The organism is Deinococcus sp. NW-56 (genome assembly GCF_002953415.1).
GTDB lineage: Bacteria > Deinococcota > Deinococci > Deinococcales > Deinococcaceae > Deinococcus.
In genome coordinates, this window is record NZ_CP026516.1 from 1,865,441 (window position 1) to 1,881,682 (window position 16,242).

The following is a 16,242-nucleotide window of genomic DNA, read 5'->3' on the forward strand; positions in this document are numbered from 1 at the left end:
CACCTGTTTCCCTACTGGTGCCGCGTCTGGAGGTCCATCCACTGAACCGGGCTGCCCTGCCCGCGCCGCTGGAGGAAGCCATGCCTGCCCGTTCTCAGCCGTCACGCCGCCCTGCCCCCGCGCACTTCACCCTGCTCAGCCGCAACCGGGTGTACGGCGTCTTCACCTCGCTCGAAGACCTGCGGCACTGCACGGACCGGCTGCTGGCCCTGGGGCTGAAGGACCAGGCCGTGCAGATCATCATGGGAGACGACGGTCACCGAGCGCTGGACGCCGAGGGCCACGGCCTGTGGGGGCGCTTGCTGCGCCTGATGCAGGGCCTCACCGACGAGCGCTCACACATCGAGCAGTACGCCCACGCCCTGGGACGCGGCGACATCGTGCTGAGCGTGGACCTGTCCGGCACGGGGACGGGGATCGCGGCGGTGGCCCAGGCGTTCCGCGACAGCCACGCCCGCTTCGTGAACCACTACGGCCCCTGGGTGGTCGAGCCGCTGGAAGCCTGAAGGCGCTCCGCAAGGCCGGAGGCCGGAACCCCACAGGTCCCGGCCTCCGCCTTCCCAGTGTTACTGACGCTCTTGCAGCGGCACGTACTTCTGGTCGCGCTCGCCCGTGTACACCGCGTCGGGGCGCAGCAGGCGGTTGTCGCGGGTGTACTCGATCACGCTGGCGCACCAGCCGCTGATGCGGGCGAGCGCGAAGATCGGCGTGAAGTACTCCTTGCGGATGCCGAGGTCGGAGTAAACGGTCCCGGAGTAAAAGTCCACGTTGGGGTAGATGCCCTTGGAGCCGATGCGGTCCACGACCGTCTTCTCGATGGTTTCGAGAATCTGGTAGTAGGTGCTCTTGCCTTCCTTGTTGGCGACGACCTCGGCGTAGTCGCGCAGCACGCGCGAGCGGGGGTCGAAGTACTTGTAGACGCGGTGCCCCACGCCCATGATCTTTTCCTTGCGGTCGAGCTTCCCGGTGATGTAGGCCTCGGCCTGGTCGGGGGTGCCGACCTCATCGAGCATGTCCATCACGGCCTCGTTCGCGCCGCCGTGCAGCGGTCCCTTCAGTGCCCCGACCGCCGAGGTGATGCAGGAGTACATGTCGCTGAGGGTGCTCGCCGTGGCGATTGCCGTGAAGGTCGAGGCGTTCATGCCGTGGTCGGCGTGCAGCACGAGGGCGATGTCGAAGAGGCGGGCCTGCTCCGCCGAAGGCTCCTTGCCCGTCAGCATGTACAGGAAGTTCCCGGCGTGGGTCAGGTCCATGCGGGGGGCCACGATGTCCTGGCCCTCCTGGGCGCGGCCCAACGCCGCGATGATCGTGGAGAACTGCGCGATCATCCGCACCGAGATGGCGCGGCGGGCCTCTTCGGTGGTCTGCTCGGCCTGGGGGTCGAGCAGCCCGAGATACGACACGGCGCTGCGCAGCGCCTGCATGGGGTGAACCCCGCGCGGCATGGTGCGGATGATCTCGGTGAGCGCCTCAGGGATGGCGCGGTTGGCCTTGAGTTCGGCGTCGAAGGCGGCGAGTTCGGCGGCGGTGGGCAGCTTGCCGTTCAGCAGGGCCAGCGAGAGTTCCTCGAAGGTGCTGTGCTCGGCCCACTCCTGAATCGGGATGCCGAGGTGGGTCAGGATGCCCTCGGTCCCGTTGATAAAGGTCAGCTTGCTCTCGGTGAAGAGGACGCCTTCCAGCCCCTTGGCGACGTTGGCGGTGTTCGTCATGGTGGGCACACCATACCACCGCGCCGCGCCGGGGCCGTCCATTCCACGCGGTTCCCGCTCCGGTGACAAGGACGGCGCCCAGGCCCCCTACAATGCCCGCCATGTCGGTGCCCGCTGCCCCCCACCCCGTCACCCTGGCCCTCGATACCGCCACCCCCTTCCTGACCCTGGCGCTGGCCTGGCCCGGCGGCGAGCGGACCTGGCGCGAGGAGGTCGGGCGGGCGCACGCCGAGCGGCTGGCGGGGGCGGTGCGTGACCTGTTCGCGGACGCGGGCCTCCCCTTTCACGCCGACACCCTCGTGATCGGCACCGGGCCGGGGTCCTACACGGGCGTACGCGTGGGCGCGAGCTACGCCCTGGGCCTGGGGCGGGTGTGGGGAGCGCGGGTGCTGGGCGTGCCCACCCTGGAGGGGCTGGTGGGCGGTCTGGAAGGCGAGGTCGCCGTCTCGCTGGACGCGCGGCGGGAGAATGTGTACGGCGCGGTGTACGAGGTGCGGGGCGGCGTGGTGGGCCGGGTGATTCACCCCCCGCACAAAGACAGCCTGAGTGCCTTCGAGACGCTCGCCGCCGGACGCCCGCACCACCGCGACCCGGCCCCAGATGGCCTCGCGCTGCTGCGGGCGGGGCTGGACCACGGGAGCGAGAAGTGGGCACTGGCGTACCTGTGACGTGGCCCGACTAAGCCCGCGCCCGCAGCCCCAGCAGCAACCCCGCCGTATACGCCCCCGCAAAGGGCAAGTTAGCCGTCAGCACCCGCCCCAGCCACGGGGCCCCGGCTTCCCCGCCCTGACGTAATAGGGGGTCGGCCAGCGCCTGCACGCGCGGCCAGTTCACGGTCAGCAGGTCCCAGGAGGCCAGCAGTTGCACCGCCACGAACAGCAGCCCCAGCAGGGTCAGCGCCAGGCGGCCCACCTTCCGCAGCGCCAGCCCGGTGGCAAAGCCCAGCAGCGCCCCCACGCTGAGGTCGGGCAGCACGGAGCGCAGCGCCTCGGTGAGGGAGGCGTCGGGGCTGGGGGCGGGGGGAGAGGAGGCCAAGGGCTGGAGGGCATCGTAGCGCCCTATACCTCAACCCCGCGCCAAAAGGCGGAGGCGCCGGGGGGCCGGGCAGGGTATGGTGGGCAGCGACGTGACGCCCGAGCCTGATGTCCTCCCCCCCGAGTTGCTGGACCGCCTCAGCCGGGGGGACGAGGCGGCGTGGTACGACTTCGTGTCCGCCTACGAGGGCCGCATGTACGCCTACCTCTACCGCCTGGAGGGCAACGCGGAGGACGCGCTGGACCTCACCCAGGAGGTCTTCTACCGGGCGTGGCGCTCGATCCGCACCTTCCGGCCCGGCGAGCGGGTGCTGCCGTGGCTGTATCAGGTCGCCCGCAACACCCAGATCGAGTCTCACCGCCGCAAGCAACTGGCCCGGTTCAGCCTGGAAGAGGCCCGCGAGGACGTGGGCTTCGAGGTCACCAGCGCGGCCCGCTCGCCCGTGCAGGCCGCCGAGAGTGCCGACGCGCAGGACCGCGTGCAGCGGGCGCTGATGGAACTCGCCCCCGAGTACCGCGAGGCCGTCGTGCTGCGCTTTGTCGAGGACCTCCCCTACGACGAGATCGCCCGCATTCAGGGGGTGGCGGTGGGCACGGCCAAGAGCCGCGTCTTCCGGGCCAAGGAGCAGCTTGCCGGGCTGCTCGCCGACGCGGCGGACGTGCATTGAGCGGCAGGCCATTCATGAACTGCGACGAACTCCCTCCGGCGGGAGGAATGGAACCTGGCGCCTTCCCGCTGCGGCCGCCCACCCGTTAGCCTCGGCGGGTGAGCAGCAGGAGAGCGGCACTCGCAGCGCTGGGCTTGGCCGTCCTGCCGTGGACGACCTGGGTCGAGGCATGGACGACACAGACCGTGCCGTTTCAGGTCAGGGTGTCCATGCCCCAGGACGCGGCGGCCCCGTTGACGGTGACCTTCACGGCGCAGGCGCCCACCGAGAACCGGGTGGTGTGGGACTTCGGGGACGGGAGCACGGCCCAGGGCACGCGCGTGGAGCACACGTTCTACCGCGCCGGGCGCTACGCGGTGCGGGCGAGGCTGCTGGACTCGCGCGGGCAGCCCCTGGCGACGGCGACCGGGCCGCTGGAAGTGCGCAGCGGGGGACCCGAGCGGGCCGAACTCGTCGTGCTGCTGGGGCGGGACGAGGTGCGGTTCTCGGCGGCGGGGAGCGTGGCTTACCGCCCCGGCACACCGAGCTTCACGCTGGATGGTCGACCGGTGGGGACGGGGCCGCTCTCCCTGGCCCCCGGGGAGCACCGGGCAGCGGTGCGGCTGCCCGGCGAGAGCGGCCTTCTCTCGCGGGAGGTGAGCTTCCGCATGGCGCCCCTGCCCGGCAGCGTTCCCTTCGAGACGGAAGTGCTGCGCCTGACCAACCAGGCGCGGGCGCGGGGCTGGAACTGCACGGCGCTGCGGGAAGGCGGCCAGAGCCTGCCGCCGCTGAAACGCCACCCTGAGCTGGAGGTTGCGGCGCTGGCGCAGTCGGCGGGGATGGCCCTGCACGGCTACTTCGACCACCGCAGCGCCCTGGACGGCAGCACCCCCGCCACCCGGCTGCGGGCGACCGGCCTGCGGGTGGAGGCCAGCGCCGAGAACATCGCCGGCGGGCAGCCCACCCCGCAGGCGGTCGTGGACGCCTGGCTGCGCAGCCCCGGCCACTGCCGGAACATCATGGGCGACTTCACGCACCTCGGCGTGGCCCACGTCGAGCGGCCGGGCACCCGCTACCGCCACTTCTGGACCCAGGTGTTCGCCACGCCACTGGAGGCAGCAGGCCGGTAGGTGGCCTCAGCGCCGCTCGTCCACCAGCGGCGGCTCGCCCAGCCGGACCCGCGCCAGGGTGCCGCCGCCCGGCGCGTCCTCCAGGGTGACGTCGCCGCCGTGGGCACGGGCGTAGCGGCGCACCAGCGACAGGCCCAGCCCCTGCCCCGGTGCCACGCCCAGAGGACCGCGCTCGTAGGGCAGGAACATCTGGGCGCGGCGCTCGGCCGGGATGCCGGGGCCGTGGTCACGCACGGTGATCTCAGGCTGCCCATCTTCGACCGCGAGCGCCACCTCGACCGGGCCGGAGGTGTACTTCAGGGCGTTCTCGATCAGGTTTTCCAACATCTGCGCCACCCGGTCGGGATCAACCGACCACACGACCGGTTCCTCCGGCACCTGCGCCGTGACGCGCCCGCCAGCGACCCGCTGCACCATCAGCCGCAGGTCGCTGGGAGCCACCCGCAGGGTCACGTCGAGGTACAGGTCGTCCAGCCGGGTGAGGTCGGCGCGGCTGGCGAGTTGCCGGGCGCTCTCCTCGATCATGCCCAGCAGACGCTGAAGCTGCTCGGGGGTCTCGGCCTGCCGCAGCAGGTCGCTGGCGAGCAGCAGGCTCTGGAGGGGACGGCGCAGCTCGTGACTGGCGAGACTCAGGGCCTCGCGCTGCCGGGCCTCGCGCCGAGCACGGCGTTCGCGCTCCGAGCGCCACAGCCGCAGCGCCCGCACGATCAGGGCCATGCTCAGCAGTCCGGTCACCAGCGCCGTCCCCAGCAGCACCTGCCGCAGTCGCCGGAACTCCTGCGCGTAATCCTTCCCCAGCTGATTCGATAAGTCCTCGGCTTGGGCACTGAGCTGCACGGCCTGCCGCCCCGCTTCCGCGAGGGCCTGCGGGTTGCCCTCCTCTACCAGGACGCGTATTCGGCTCAGCCGCGCATCACCCAGCGCCTCGACCTCGGCCAGGTGCTCGAACTGCGCCGGATTCAGCAGGCTTGACCGCACCTGATCGCGGATTTCCTCGCGCTCCTCACGGGCTACCGCCGGGTCGAGACGGGCGGCGCGGTACTGCAACACGTCCTTGGCAAGGCCGTGGTAGCTGTAGATGGACCAGCCGTCGCCCCGGTCCAGCAGCGACAGGTAGGCGGGCTGCAGCGCGAGGAGCAGGAGCACTGCGGTGATCACGGTGGGCAGCAGCGCGAGCAAGCCCTCTCGCGCCCGGACCCACAGGGGAACCCGGTGGGCGGGCGCGGCGCTCAGTGCGGCGTCTTCGGGGGTGCGGGCGCTCACGGGGCGGGCGAGATGCGCTCGACGAACCACACCCACGCCGAGCCGTACTGGCTGCGCGGGAATCGCCGCTCGTCGGGCGGGAGGACCACGGTCAGCGGCCCTTTTTCCAGGGTGGAAATCGGTTTCCCGTTGGCGGTGTGCGCGAGCATGATGGGCGCGGCGCCGTAATCCCGGGCCGCGATGGTCGTCACGTAGCCGTTGCTGGCGTGCAGGCGCATGTCCTGCCCGGCAAAGCCCCCCAGCCGGGCGAGGTCGCGCAGCGGGACCCCCTCGTAGGTGAAGGTGCGCCCGAGCTGCGCGTGCCGGGTGACGTAGCGCACGGTGGGCAGCGCCAGCAGCTGGCTGCGGGTCAGCGTCAATGTCTGGGCCTTGCCCTCCAGCCGCAGCAACGGGCGCTCGCCGGGCTTGGCGGCCGGGATGGGCCGCGCCGTTCGCAGGTAGGTAAAGGACGTGCTCGCCGCCTGCCCCCACCCGCCGGGAAGCAGGCTGCCGACCACCGCCGGGCCGAGCGCTAAGGCCACCAACAGAACGCGCCTTGTGGGGAACACGGCCCCAATCTAGATGTCTCCCGGCGGTGTCTCAAGGGGGCAGTGCGTGAGAAGGACATGAGTTGAGCGGGTCTGGCCCTGCGCTCAGGCGTCAGCCGGGCGTCATGCGGAGGGAGAACAGTGGGGGCATGCGTCTTTCCTCCCTCCTCCGGTTCATGACCCCGCTGCTGGGTGCCCTCTCGCTGGGCGCCGCCGGGGCCGCCCCCGTCCTGAGTGCGCAGAGCATCATCGTCAACCCGGTTCAGACCAGCCTGGAGGTCCGGGTGTGGACCGACCGGGGCAGCGGCACGCAGGCGCCCACCTACGCGGTCGGCGAACGCATCCGGCTGTATGCCAGCGTCAACCAGGACGCCTACGTGTACCTCTTCAACGTGGACCCGCAGGGGCAGGTCGACCTCGTGCTGCCCAACCAGTACCAGAGCGGCGGCAATTTTGTGAAGGCGAACACCACCCGCACCTTTCCGGCGGCGGGCGATCCCTTCACCTTCGACATCGCGGGACCCGCCGGTCTGAACAAGGTGCTCGCCCTGGCGAGCCTGAAGCCGCTGGACCTGGGGCAGATCGCCACCTTCAAGAGCCAGCAGGGCGGCTTCGCCACCGTCAGCGTGCAGGGGCAGGGCCAACTCGCGCAGGCGCTGAGCATCGTGGTCAATCCGCTGCCGCAGACGAGCTGGGTGTCGGACACGGCCTACTACACGGTCGCCGCGCGCAAGGAACAGGCCGCGCCCCTCCAGACGCCCGCCCCGGCGCCCACCACGACTGCCCCCAGCCGCGGCACGCCGATTCAGCAGCCGCCTCGCACCGCCCAGGCCCTCTCGATCACGGTGCAGCCCCTGCCGAACGTGCGCGAGTGGAAGGCGACCGTACAGGGCCGTAGCCTCCAGGCCGTGTATGACGAGTACGCCGCCCGCCTGAAGGCCGAAGGCTTCACCCAGGCCAGCCTCCGCAAGACCGGCAACCACCTCCGGGGCGAGTTCCGCAAGGGCACTGTCCGCGCCGAGCTGGAGGTCAAGCAGAAGGGCAAGAAGGCCGACTACGAGGTCAGCGTCGAGCGCCGCTGAGACCAGGAACACCGCCGGGCACCCGTGAGAGGGAGGCCCGGCGGTGTTCCTGATCTCCCCCGGCCTCAGGAGCTGTTTCAGGAAGGCCTCGGCCTCACCGGGATGTTGGAAAGGGAGGGTGCCCGTCTGGGACGGCGACGCCGTCCACCCCACTACAAGGGGGCAGGAGCAGCCCCCCGCAGTCCTCAGGAAGGCCGTGAACCCTGGCCGACTGTTGAAGCAGACCCTCAGCGGGCCGGGTGGGTCGCCTTCCAGGCCAGAGCGAGGTCCTCGTAGTAGGCACGGACATTGTTCGTCAGGGTGCGGACCAGCCCCGGCGCGTCCGTGGCGCGGCCATAGCCTGAACTGGACCACAGTTCCAGGGCCTTGACCGTGAGTTGCCGGCTTCCCAGCGTGACCCGCACGTCGGGGCGCAGTTGCAGGCTGAGGTCGATGGTGTAGAGGTAGTCGCCGTCCTCGGTCTCGAAGGCGTCCACCGAGAAGACCTGCTGCACCGTGCAGGTTTTGGGGTCGCCGGAGGGCACCCCGTACAGGGTGGCGTAGCGCATCAACTGCTCGTCGAGCAAGACGGCGAGGTCCTCGACCTCCTCGTCGTCGACATACACGTAGGCGACGGGCGGGCAGAGGTCGGCCGCCGTGAGTGCCCGCAGGTTTCCCTGCTGGTGGTCGGCTCCGGCCAGAGGGGTCAGGAGGGCCAGGGCGGTCAGCGCCAGCAGGGGTTTTTTCATGGCTCAGTGTACGCCTGGGGTGGAGCGCCGCCCCGCGCGTCTCGGGAGGCATCTGCTACGCTGGGCCTACAGCTTTTCTTCACGCCGCGGCCCCCGGCCGCTCCCCTCGCCATGCCGACGCTTCCGCCCCGCCCGCCCTCCTGCCTGCCGCCCCCCGCGTGCGGGCGGCCTCCGGCGCGGCTGCTCAACCAGCGCCGGGCGCCCTGACTGGCCCTTCCGGCCCACCTCGCTCCCCGGACCTGGGCTGAGAGGTGGGCCGCCCGGCTCTGTCTTCCCCGCTCTTCCCCACTCCCCGAGGTGTCCGATGACCCGAACCCGTTCTTCTCGCAAGGCGGCCGCTCCCCCCGCCGCCGATCCCGTCCCTCCCGCCATGACGGACGACATGGTGCAACTCCTGACCCCCGGCGGCGAGGTCACCGACCCCGCCCGGCTGCCCGACCCGGAAACGCAGCGCCGCCTCTACCGCCTGATGCGCCGCGCCCGGCACTTCGACGAGCGGGCCTGGGTGCTGTACCGCACCGGGCGCATGGGCGTCTTTCCACCCTACGGCGGCATGGAGGCCAGCCAGGTCGGCACCGCCGCCGCGCTGACCCACGAGGACTGGCTGTTCCCGACCTACCGCGACACGGGCGCGGCGCTGACCTACGGCCTGCCCATCCCGCAGACCATCGCCTACTGGCGCACCAGCCCGCACGGCTGGGCGATGCCGGAGAACCTCAAGGTCCTGCCCTTCTACATCCCCATCGCCACCCAGTACCCGCACGCGGTGGGGGCGGCGCTGGCCGAGCAGCGGCGCGGCACCCAGAACGTGGCGATGGCCTTTATCGGGGACGGCGGCAGCTCGGAAGGGGACTTCCACGAGGCGCTGAACTTCGCGGGGGCGCTGAACGCCCCGTGCGTGTTCATCCTCCAGAACAACGGCTGGGCGATCAGCGTGCCCACCCGCGCCCAGACGAAGGCGACCAATCTGTCGCGCCGCGCCGACGGCTACGGCATTCCCGGCGTGCGGGTGGACGGCAACGACGTGCTGGCGACCTACGTGGTCACCCGCGAGGCGGTGGAGCGGGCGCGCCGGGGCGAGGGACCGACCCTGATCGAGACCGTGACCTACCGGGTCAAGCCCCACACGGTCGCCGACGACCCCAGCCGCTACCGCACCGCCGAGGACACGGCGGGCTGGGACGAGAAGGACCCGGTGGTGCGCCTGCGAACCCACCTGCTCGCCCAGGGTCACCTGACCGAGGCCGAGGACGCCGAGATCGTCCGCGAGATCGAGGCCGAGTTCGAGGCCGCGCTCGCCGAGGCCGACGCCTACCCCGAGCCGACCCCCGCCGAGATCGTCGATCACGTCTTCGCCGAGCCGACCCCGGCCCTGCGACGGCAGCGGGCCGAGCTGCTGGCGGAGGAAGGGCAGTGAAGCCGTCCTTCTCTGCCGTTCGCCCCACGCCCCGCACCCCCCGCTTCCCCGAGGTTTCCGCATGACCGCCACTGTCACCGCCCTGCGCACCATGACGATGGTCGCTGCCATCAACGACGCCCTCGCCCTCGCCCTGGAACGCGACCCCGACGTGCACATCTTCGGGGAGGACGTGGGCGTGATGGGCGGCGTGTTCCGCGCCACCGACGGCCTGCAATCCCGCTTCGGGACGGACCGCGTGTTCGATACCCCGCTGGCCGAGGCCGGAATCGTGGGCATGGGCATCGGCATGGGGCTGGCGGGACTGAAGCCCGTCGCGGAAATTCAGTTCGCGGGCTTCCTGTACCCGGCGCTCGATCAGGTGCTCTCGCACCTAGGCCGCTACCGCCACCGCACCCGCAGCCGCTACCACCTCCCGATGGTCGTGCGGGCGCCCTACGGCGGCGGTGTCCACACCCCCGAACAGCACGCCGACTCGCCCGAGGCGATCCTGGCCCACACCCCCGGCGTGAAGGTGGTCATCCCCTCCACCCCCCGCGACGCCAAGGGCCTGCTGCTGGCCGCCATCGAGGACCCCGACCCCGTCTTCTTCTTCGAGGCGATCAAGCTCTACCGCTCGGTGAAGGAGGAGGTGCCCGAAGGCCACTACACGATTCCGCTGGGGCAGGCCCGCATCGTCACCGAGGGCGACGACGTGACGGTCATCTGCTACGGCGGCATGGTCGAGGTCGCGCAGAAAGCCGCTGAGGCCGCCCGTGCCCACGGGATCGGGGTGGAGGTGATCGACCTGCGGACGCTGGTGCCTCTGGACACGGGCACCATCCTGGCTTCGGTGCAGAAGACGGGCCGCGTGATCGTGGTGACCGAAGCGCCGCGCACCGGGGGCTTCCACAGTGAAATCAGCGCGACCATTGCCGAGGAAGCGATTGACTTTCTGCGGGCGCCCATCCTGCGGGTGACGGGCTTCGACGCGCCCTACCCGCCCTTCACCTCCATCGAGGACGCCTACCGCCCCAATCCGGTGCGGGTGGCGAAGGCGATTCGGAAGGTCATGGCCTACTGACCGATACGGATTCCGGCCATTTCGTCCTCCTTCGGGAAAGCACCGAAGGAGAACTCCATTCTGGAATCCGTACTTTTCCCTTCTCCCTTTGGTCGGGTGGATCAGTGATGCAAGAGCTGATCCACCGGAATCAGATGAGTGCGCCCTGGGGCACGTTCGGGCCTCAGCGCTGAATCATGAAGCTCACGCACCATAACGGGGATGCGTCCCGCACCCCTGCTGCTCACCGCCGCCCTGCTCACGGGGACGGCGGTCTTTGCCGTGGACCGCTTTCGCTCGTCTGGAGAGGCGGACGCCCAGCCGCCTGCCCCGGTGCTGGCCGCCGCCCAGACGACACCCCCTCCAGCCCCTGCTCCCGCACCGGAGCCTGAACCCGCGCCACCTACGCCTGAGCCCGAACCGGACCCTGCGCCGGAACCCACCCCACCGCCCCTCCCCAGTTCCGCGAAGGTGTCCGGCATTCGGCACGAGTACCAGCGGCTGAACAACTGCGGCCCGGTCACGGTGGGCATGGCGCTGAGCCGCTGGGGAAGCACGCTGAATCAGTACGACATCGCCCCGAAGCTCAAGCCTTCGTCGGGGGACGTGAACGTGTCGCCGGACGAGCTGGCCGCCTATGCCCGCTCGCAGGGGATGGACGTGCACCTCGCCACGAACGGGGACCGGCCGCTGCTCAAGCGGCTGCTGGCGGCCGGAATTCCGGTGATCGTGGAGACGTGGTTCGTGACCCCCGACAGCGGCGGCATGGGCCACTACCGCCTGCTGACCGGGTACGACGACGCGGCGCAGACCTTCAGCGCCCTCGATTCGTACCTGGGGCCGCTGACGATGCCGTATGGCCGTTTCGATGAACTGTGGCGCTCGTTCGGACGCACCTTCCTGGTCGTGACGCCGCCGGAGCGGGCGGCCGAGGTGCGGGAACTGCTCGCCGAGCGGGCCGACCCGGTGCGGGCCAAGGCGGAGGCGCTGCGGGTCGCGCTGGCCGAGGCCGAGCGGCGGCAGGACGCGGTGGGCTGGTTCACGGTCGGGCACGCCAAGCTCGCCCTCGGGGACGCGCGGGGAGCGGCGCGGGCCTTCGATCAGGCGTTCGCGGCCCAGCCCGACCCGGCCCTCGACCCCACCCGACCCGCCCGCGTGGTCGGCGGGCTGCCCTGGCGGGCGACGTGGTATTCCTTCGGGCCGTTCGAGGCGTACCTCCGCACCGGGCGCAACGCCGACGTGCTGCGCCTGGCCGGGAACATCCTGCGCGACGTGCCCACCCACGAGGAAGCGCACTACTGGCGGGGCCGGGCGTTGAGCGCCCTGGGCCGCACCGCCGAAGCCCAGGCCGCTTACCGCGAGGCGCTGCGGCTGCGGCCGGGCTACGCGGCGGCGCGAGCGGAACTGGCGAAAGGCTGACCGCCGACTCCTCCCTGCGTTACCCTGCCACATGACCCTCCCGAGCGATGCCCGCCTCACGCCGGAAGCCTTTGCCCGTGCCCGCACCTTCCTGCTGGAGCGGGGCAGGCCGCTGGAAGCCGCCCGTTTCCGCCACGCCTTTGAGGGGGGGAGTGCAGCGGACGTGCTGGACGCCTTGCGGGCCTCCCGCAACCCCGACGGCGGCTTCGGGTGGGCGCTGGAGCCGGACGTGCGGACGCCGGAGAGCAGCGTGTTGGCGACGGGGACGGCGCTGGAGGTGCTGCACGACCTCGGCGTCCCCGACTCCGACGAATTGCTCGGCGGCGCGGTCATGTGGCTGCGCGGGAACCTCAACGTCACGCTCGGCGGGTCGGTGTGGCGCTTCCTGCCCCCTCTAGCGCAGGCGTATCCGCACGCTCCTTGGTGGAGCCAGGCGGAACCCGAGGCGTTCGCAGCGGCCTTCGGGCAGTTTCGGGTCAACCCCCGCGCGGGAATCGTGGCCCGGCTGTGGCGCTGGCCGGAGCTGCTGCCAGAGGGCCTGTTGGCACTCCTCACGCTGGAGACGCGCGACGCCATCCTCGCCGGGCTGGAGCCGGGGGACGTGAACGGGCACGCGGTCGCTGCCCTCTTCGCCCAGACCCCCGAAGTGCCGGAAGACCACCGCCTCCCCGTGCTGGACTACCTGCGCGACGTGCTGCCGGAGCGGGTGGCGGCCACGCCCGAGGCCCTCGCCGGGTACGGCCTCGACCCTCTGCAGGTGGCCCCCACGCCCGCTTCTCCGCTCGCCCCCGTGCTGGAAGACTCCCTTGCGGCTGCCCTCGCTCACCTCCTGGCCTCTCAGCGGGAGGACGGCTCCTGGGCACCGACCTGGGACTGGGGCGGCACCTTCCCGGACATGTGGCCGCAGGCGGAAGCCGAGTGGCGCAGCGTGCGGACCTGGGAGGCGCTGCGGGCGCTGCGAGACTGGGGACGGCTTGAGCAGCGCTAGGAGCCATTCGCCCTCCCGCCGACCATAAGAAGCCGCCCCACCTTCCCGGCGGGGCGGCCCTCCTCGCGGCGCCTACTTCTTGGGCGCTTCGATGGTCTTGACGGTCTTGCCTGCGGCGCGGGCGGGGGCCTTCTGCACCGTCTGGCCCAGGGAGGCGGTTTCGCGCTCGACCTGTTTGTTGATGATGACCTGCTGAACGATCCCGATCAGGGTGGACAGGATGATGTAGATCGTCACGCCTGCGGGGAAGGTCAGGGCAAAGTACAGGAAGATGAGGTAGATAAAGGCCTGCTGCCGGAACATCTCGGGGCTCTTGCGGGTCATCACGTAGAGCTGGCCGATGTTCACGACGAGGTAGATCAGCGCGAGGATGTAGAAGGGGTCCGGAATGGCGAGGTCGGGCAGCCACAGAAAGCCCGAATCGAACTCGAAATTGCGGATGGTGGACCACAGCGCGATCAGCACCGGGAAGGGCAGCAAGGTCGAGAAGCAGCCCGCCGGGTTGAAGTTGTAGTCGCGGTAGAGCTGCGCCATCTCCAGCCGCATGGCCTGCTGGCTGTCGGCATCGGTCTTGCCCTTGTACTTCTCCTGAATCTCCTTGATCTTGGGCTGCATGACCTGCATCCGCGCCGTGGTGCGGCCCTGCGCCTGCATCAGCGGCCACATGATCAGCCGCAGCAACACGGTCAGCAGCACCAGGACCAGGCCCCAGTTGCCCACGAAGCTATAGAGCCATTCCATCAGCTTCACGATCAGGAGGCTGATCTGTCCGAACCAGTTGGGGTCGAAGAGCCCCGGCAGGGTGCTCAGGCCGCTCTGGTAGAGGTGAATCAGCTCGTTGCGCCCGCCGTAGACCTCCAAGTTGCTGTCGCCGGTCAGGCCCACCCGGATCAGGCCCTGCTCGCCCCCGGTCAGCGCGGCATCCGCCTGGGTCTCGCCCTGAGGCCGCACGATGAGGGCGTGCGCGACCTGGCTGGGGTTTTCCTGCAACGCGGCGTACTGGATGTTCTCGACCGTCAGGGTGCCGCTGCCCTGCACGGCGGCGGGCTGCCCCCCCACGGGGACGGCCTGCACGCGGGGGTTGTCGGCCTTGCCCAGACCGGGGAACAGCATGGAATACGTCTCCGGGCCATTCTCGATCCGGGTGCGGACGTCCACCTTGTAGTTGCGCGGGTGCAGGGTGACGGTCTTGGTGACGGCCACGCCGTTCTGGGTGTACCGGAACACGGCGTCCTGGCGGTTTTGCGCGAGGTTCTGGGTCAGCCGGGGGGCGCTGGCCTCGGCGGGGGCAGCGGGGTCGAGGCCCTCGCCCTCCAGCGCCAGCGCCTTGCGATTGCCCACCATGTTCACGATGCCGCGCTGCTCGCGCAGGGCGGTGAAGTCGTAGGTGCCGTCGGGGCGCTGCTTGATAAAGGGCGTTCCCGCGTAGTTCTTGACGTACCAGCCGATCACCTCGCCCCGCGCGTTGAACACCACGTCGCTGAGGTTGCTGGTGGCGATGAACTCGTCGCCGGGCTGGCCGTCGAAGTCGGCCGTGATCCACTCGGGCGTGATCGCCTTGCCGAAGGTGGGGAGGGGGCCGGTGGTGCCGCAGCCGGTAAGCAGCAGCGCCCCCAGGGCCGTCAGGGGAAGCAGGGTTCGGGTCTTCATCAGGGTGACTTTCTGGAGCGGGGACGGGAGGAAGGAGCGGGGCGGGCACGCGGCCACTCCCCCGGCACCGGGTCGAAGCCGCCCGGCACCAGCGGATTGCAGCGCACGACGCGCCAGGTCGCCAGCCACCCGCCCTTCAGGGCACCGTGCCGCTCGACCGCCTCGGCCGCGTACTGCGAGCAGCTCGGGGTAAAGCGGCAGGTCGGGGCGGGCTTGCGCGGCGAGAGGTCGCGCTGATACCAGCGAACGAGCCGCAGCAGGGCGCGGGAGGCCGCGCTCATGGGCGGCCCTCCTCGGCGGGGGTTGGAGCAGGGGGGGTCACGGGGCCGGGTACGCGGGGGGAGGGACCAGAGTTCCCGCCCCGGCCCCCGCGCTTGCCCTTGCCCGGCGTGCCCGCAAAGGCCCGCGCCAGCGCCGCCTGAAGCTCCGGGAAGGGCACTTTCAAGACGGCTGGGTTGGGCAGCAGGATCGCCCGGCAGGGGGGCAGGCCGCCCGGCAGGGTCCGCAACGCCTCGCGCACCCGGCGGCGGGCACGGTTGCGGTCCACCGCGCGGCTGAGGGTCTTTTTCGGCACCACGATCCCAATGGTGGCGCGGGGCCGCCAGACCTCACCGTAGCGGGGGCGGTAATCGGTGACGCGCAGGGTAAACAGGCGGTCGCGCACGACCGCGCCGTGCTGCCGGACCCGCCGGAACTCGCGGTCCCCGGTCAACGACACCAGCGCCACCGGACGGCGGGGCCGTTCCTGGGTGGCGCTGGTGGGGTCGGTAGGGGCGATGGCCTGCTCCTGGCGGGGCGGGGCCTTACTCGTCGCTGACGGTCAGGCGGTGACGGCCCTTGGCGCGGCGACGGGCCAGGATGTTGCGGCCCGCCTTGGTCTTCATGCGGGCGCGGAAGCCGTGGGTCTTGGCCCGCTTGCGGACATTCGGCTGGTAGGTACGCTTCATGGTCTTACTCCTTACTCGCGGCGGGCGGCCTGGGGCGCATGTCCCCTGCGGCCTGCCGTGCGTGCGCGACAACTCGCCCCCTGGGAGGCAAACTCCGGGAGTGTAGCACGCGCCCTGGGGGAGCGGGAAGAGGCGAAGGGTGACAGCATGGCGACATGGGCGACCTGCCTCTGACCGACCTCGCGGCTCTGAACGACTACTCGCGCGACTTTGCTGCCGTGCTGTTTGAGCGCTGGCCGGAGTGGCGCGACCTCGCCGTGTACAACCCGGAGGAGGGCACATTGCTGCTGGAGGTGGCGCCGGAGACATCGGGAAGGCCAAAAATCCGCCTGTACACCGACGATGACGAGGTAACGGTCGAATTTGACCTCTGGCACGCCCATTACGACTGGGCGGGTGAGTCCCGCGAGGACGAGTGGCAGGGCGCCCTAGACCTCGTGGTGGACCTGCTGGCCGAGCGCCTGGCGGTTCAGGTCTGGATGGCAGGCGACCGCTGGAGTGGATCGGCTCTGGTCGAAGCAGGAGACGGCTGGCTCCCCTTTCCGGAGGACTGGGACGCTTCCGACCTCACGCGGAGCTACCGCCGTTCCTTTCGCGGAACCTTCGGCGGCGAGCGGTCCTTTGCACCGTGACGCCTGCCCCACTGTGACCCCCGAGCT

General features: G+C 70.7%; 19 protein-coding genes. 10 read left to right on the top strand and 9 right to left on the bottom strand.

What is annotated here, in order from left to right:
• Positions 1-80 precede the first annotated feature (80 nt).
• Positions 81-506: a hypothetical protein gene (locus tag C3K08_RS09345; protein WP_158679903.1), complete on the top strand. Its 426-nt coding sequence runs from the start codon at positions 81-83 to the stop codon at positions 504-506.
• A gap of 60 nt (positions 507-566) precedes the next feature.
• Here the strand turns inward: C3K08_RS09345 and C3K08_RS09350 are convergent, their stop codons facing one another.
• Positions 567-1,709, bottom strand: a complete 1,143-nt coding sequence (locus C3K08_RS09350) for a citrate/2-methylcitrate synthase (RefSeq protein WP_199776910.1) — start codon at positions 1,707-1,709, stop codon at positions 567-569.
• A gap of 101 nt (positions 1,710-1,810) precedes the next feature.
• Between C3K08_RS09350 and tsaB the strand changes: the two genes are divergently transcribed.
• Entirely contained in the window at positions 1,811-2,377 is a 567-nt protein-coding gene (gene tsaB / locus C3K08_RS09355) for a tRNA (adenosine(37)-N6)-threonylcarbamoyltransferase complex dimerization subunit type 1 TsaB (protein WP_104991067.1), read from the top strand.
• A gap of 10 nt (positions 2,378-2,387) precedes the next feature.
• Here tsaB and C3K08_RS09360 read toward each other — a convergent pair whose 3' ends face one another.
• The gene (locus C3K08_RS09360) at positions 2,388-2,744 is read right to left on the bottom strand and encodes an FUN14 domain-containing protein (RefSeq protein WP_104991068.1); all 357 of its coding nucleotides are present in this window, start codon (positions 2,742-2,744) and stop codon (positions 2,388-2,390) included.
• A gap of 76 nt (positions 2,745-2,820) precedes the next feature.
• On the opposite strand from C3K08_RS09360, the gene C3K08_RS09365 reads away from it, so the two are divergent.
• Together C3K08_RS09365 and C3K08_RS09370 are read left to right on the top strand one after the other, a co-directional pair.
• The gene (locus C3K08_RS09365; protein ID WP_104991069.1) at positions 2,821-3,411 is read left to right on the top strand and encodes an RNA polymerase sigma factor; all 591 of its coding nucleotides are present in this window, start codon (positions 2,821-2,823) and stop codon (positions 3,409-3,411) included.
• Between the two features lie 98 nt (positions 3,412-3,509).
• Entirely contained in the window at positions 3,510-4,520 is a 1,011-nt protein-coding gene (locus C3K08_RS09370; protein ID WP_234009040.1) for a CAP domain-containing protein, read from the top strand.
• A 6-nt stretch (positions 4,521-4,526) separates the two neighbouring features.
• Here C3K08_RS09370 and C3K08_RS09375 read toward each other — a convergent pair whose 3' ends face one another.
• Positions 4,527-5,783 (bottom strand): HAMP domain-containing sensor histidine kinase, encoded by a 1,257-nt coding sequence (locus tag C3K08_RS09375; RefSeq protein WP_234009041.1) that lies wholly within the window; start codon positions 5,781-5,783, stop codon positions 4,527-4,529.
• On the bottom strand, positions 5,780-6,304 hold the full coding sequence (locus C3K08_RS09380) for a hypothetical protein (RefSeq protein WP_234009042.1): 525 nt from the start codon (positions 6,302-6,304) through the stop codon (positions 5,780-5,782). Before C3K08_RS09380 ends, C3K08_RS09375 begins: the two co-directional genes overlap by 4 nt.
• A gap of 155 nt (positions 6,305-6,459) precedes the next feature.
• On the opposite strand from C3K08_RS09380, the gene C3K08_RS09385 reads away from it, so the two are divergent.
• Positions 6,460-7,392, top strand: coding sequence for a DUF4384 domain-containing protein (locus tag C3K08_RS09385; RefSeq protein ID WP_234009043.1), 933 nt, complete (start codon positions 6,460-6,462; stop codon positions 7,390-7,392).
• A gap of 227 nt (positions 7,393-7,619) precedes the next feature.
• Here C3K08_RS09385 and C3K08_RS09390 read toward each other — a convergent pair whose 3' ends face one another.
• Positions 7,620-8,120 carry a hypothetical protein gene (locus C3K08_RS09390; RefSeq protein ID WP_104991071.1) on the bottom strand — a complete coding sequence of 167 codons (501 nt, stop codon included), beginning with the start codon at positions 8,118-8,120 and terminating at the stop codon, positions 7,620-7,622.
• A gap of 382 nt (positions 8,121-8,502) precedes the next feature.
• On the opposite strand from C3K08_RS09390, the gene pdhA reads away from it, so the two are divergent.
• The 4 genes from pdhA (at position 8,503) to C3K08_RS09410 (ending at position 12,986) form a co-directional block, all read left to right on the top strand.
• On the top strand, positions 8,503-9,537 hold the full coding sequence (gene pdhA, locus C3K08_RS09395; RefSeq protein WP_369848558.1) for a pyruvate dehydrogenase (acetyl-transferring) E1 component subunit alpha: 1,035 nt from the start codon (positions 8,503-8,505) through the stop codon (positions 9,535-9,537).
• 82 nt (positions 9,538-9,619) lie between these two features.
• Positions 9,620-10,600, top strand: coding sequence for an alpha-ketoacid dehydrogenase subunit beta (locus C3K08_RS09400; RefSeq protein WP_199777039.1), 981 nt, complete (start codon positions 9,620-9,622; stop codon positions 10,598-10,600).
• Between the two features lie 201 nt (positions 10,601-10,801).
• Positions 10,802-11,998: a C39 family peptidase gene (locus C3K08_RS09405; RefSeq protein WP_104991074.1), complete on the top strand. Its 1,197-nt coding sequence runs from the start codon at positions 10,802-10,804 to the stop codon at positions 11,996-11,998.
• 31 nt (positions 11,999-12,029) lie between these two features.
• Complete coding sequence (locus C3K08_RS09410; protein WP_104991075.1) at positions 12,030-12,986, top strand: hypothetical protein; 957 nt, start codon at positions 12,030-12,032, stop codon at positions 12,984-12,986.
• A 72-nt stretch (positions 12,987-13,058) separates the two neighbouring features.
• On the opposite strand, the gene yidC is transcribed toward C3K08_RS09410, so the two are convergent.
• From yidC to rpmH, 4 genes are all read right to left on the bottom strand, one after another.
• Entirely contained in the window at positions 13,059-14,636 is a 1,578-nt protein-coding gene (gene yidC, locus C3K08_RS09415) for a YidC/Oxa1 family membrane protein insertase (RefSeq protein WP_199776911.1), read from the bottom strand.
• On the bottom strand, positions 14,636-14,917 hold the full coding sequence (gene yidD, locus C3K08_RS09420; protein ID WP_104991076.1) for a membrane protein insertion efficiency factor YidD: 282 nt from the start codon (positions 14,915-14,917) through the stop codon (positions 14,636-14,638). The genes yidC and yidD overlap by 1 nt, the downstream gene beginning before the upstream one ends.
• A complete protein-coding gene (gene rnpA / locus C3K08_RS09425) occupies positions 14,914-15,348 on the bottom strand; it encodes a ribonuclease P protein component (protein WP_104992010.1) in 435 nt (144 codons plus the stop codon). Before rnpA ends, yidD begins: the two co-directional genes overlap by 4 nt.
• A 91-nt stretch (positions 15,349-15,439) precedes the next feature.
• The gene (gene rpmH / locus C3K08_RS09430; protein ID WP_027459398.1) at positions 15,440-15,583 is read right to left on the bottom strand and encodes a 50S ribosomal protein L34; all 144 of its coding nucleotides are present in this window, start codon (positions 15,581-15,583) and stop codon (positions 15,440-15,442) included.
• Positions 15,584-15,738: 155 nt separating this feature from the next.
• On the opposite strand from rpmH, the gene C3K08_RS09435 reads away from it, so the two are divergent.
• A complete protein-coding gene (locus C3K08_RS09435) occupies positions 15,739-16,215 on the top strand; it encodes a hypothetical protein (protein ID WP_104991077.1) in 477 nt (158 codons plus the stop codon).
• Positions 16,216-16,242 lie beyond the last annotated feature (27 nt).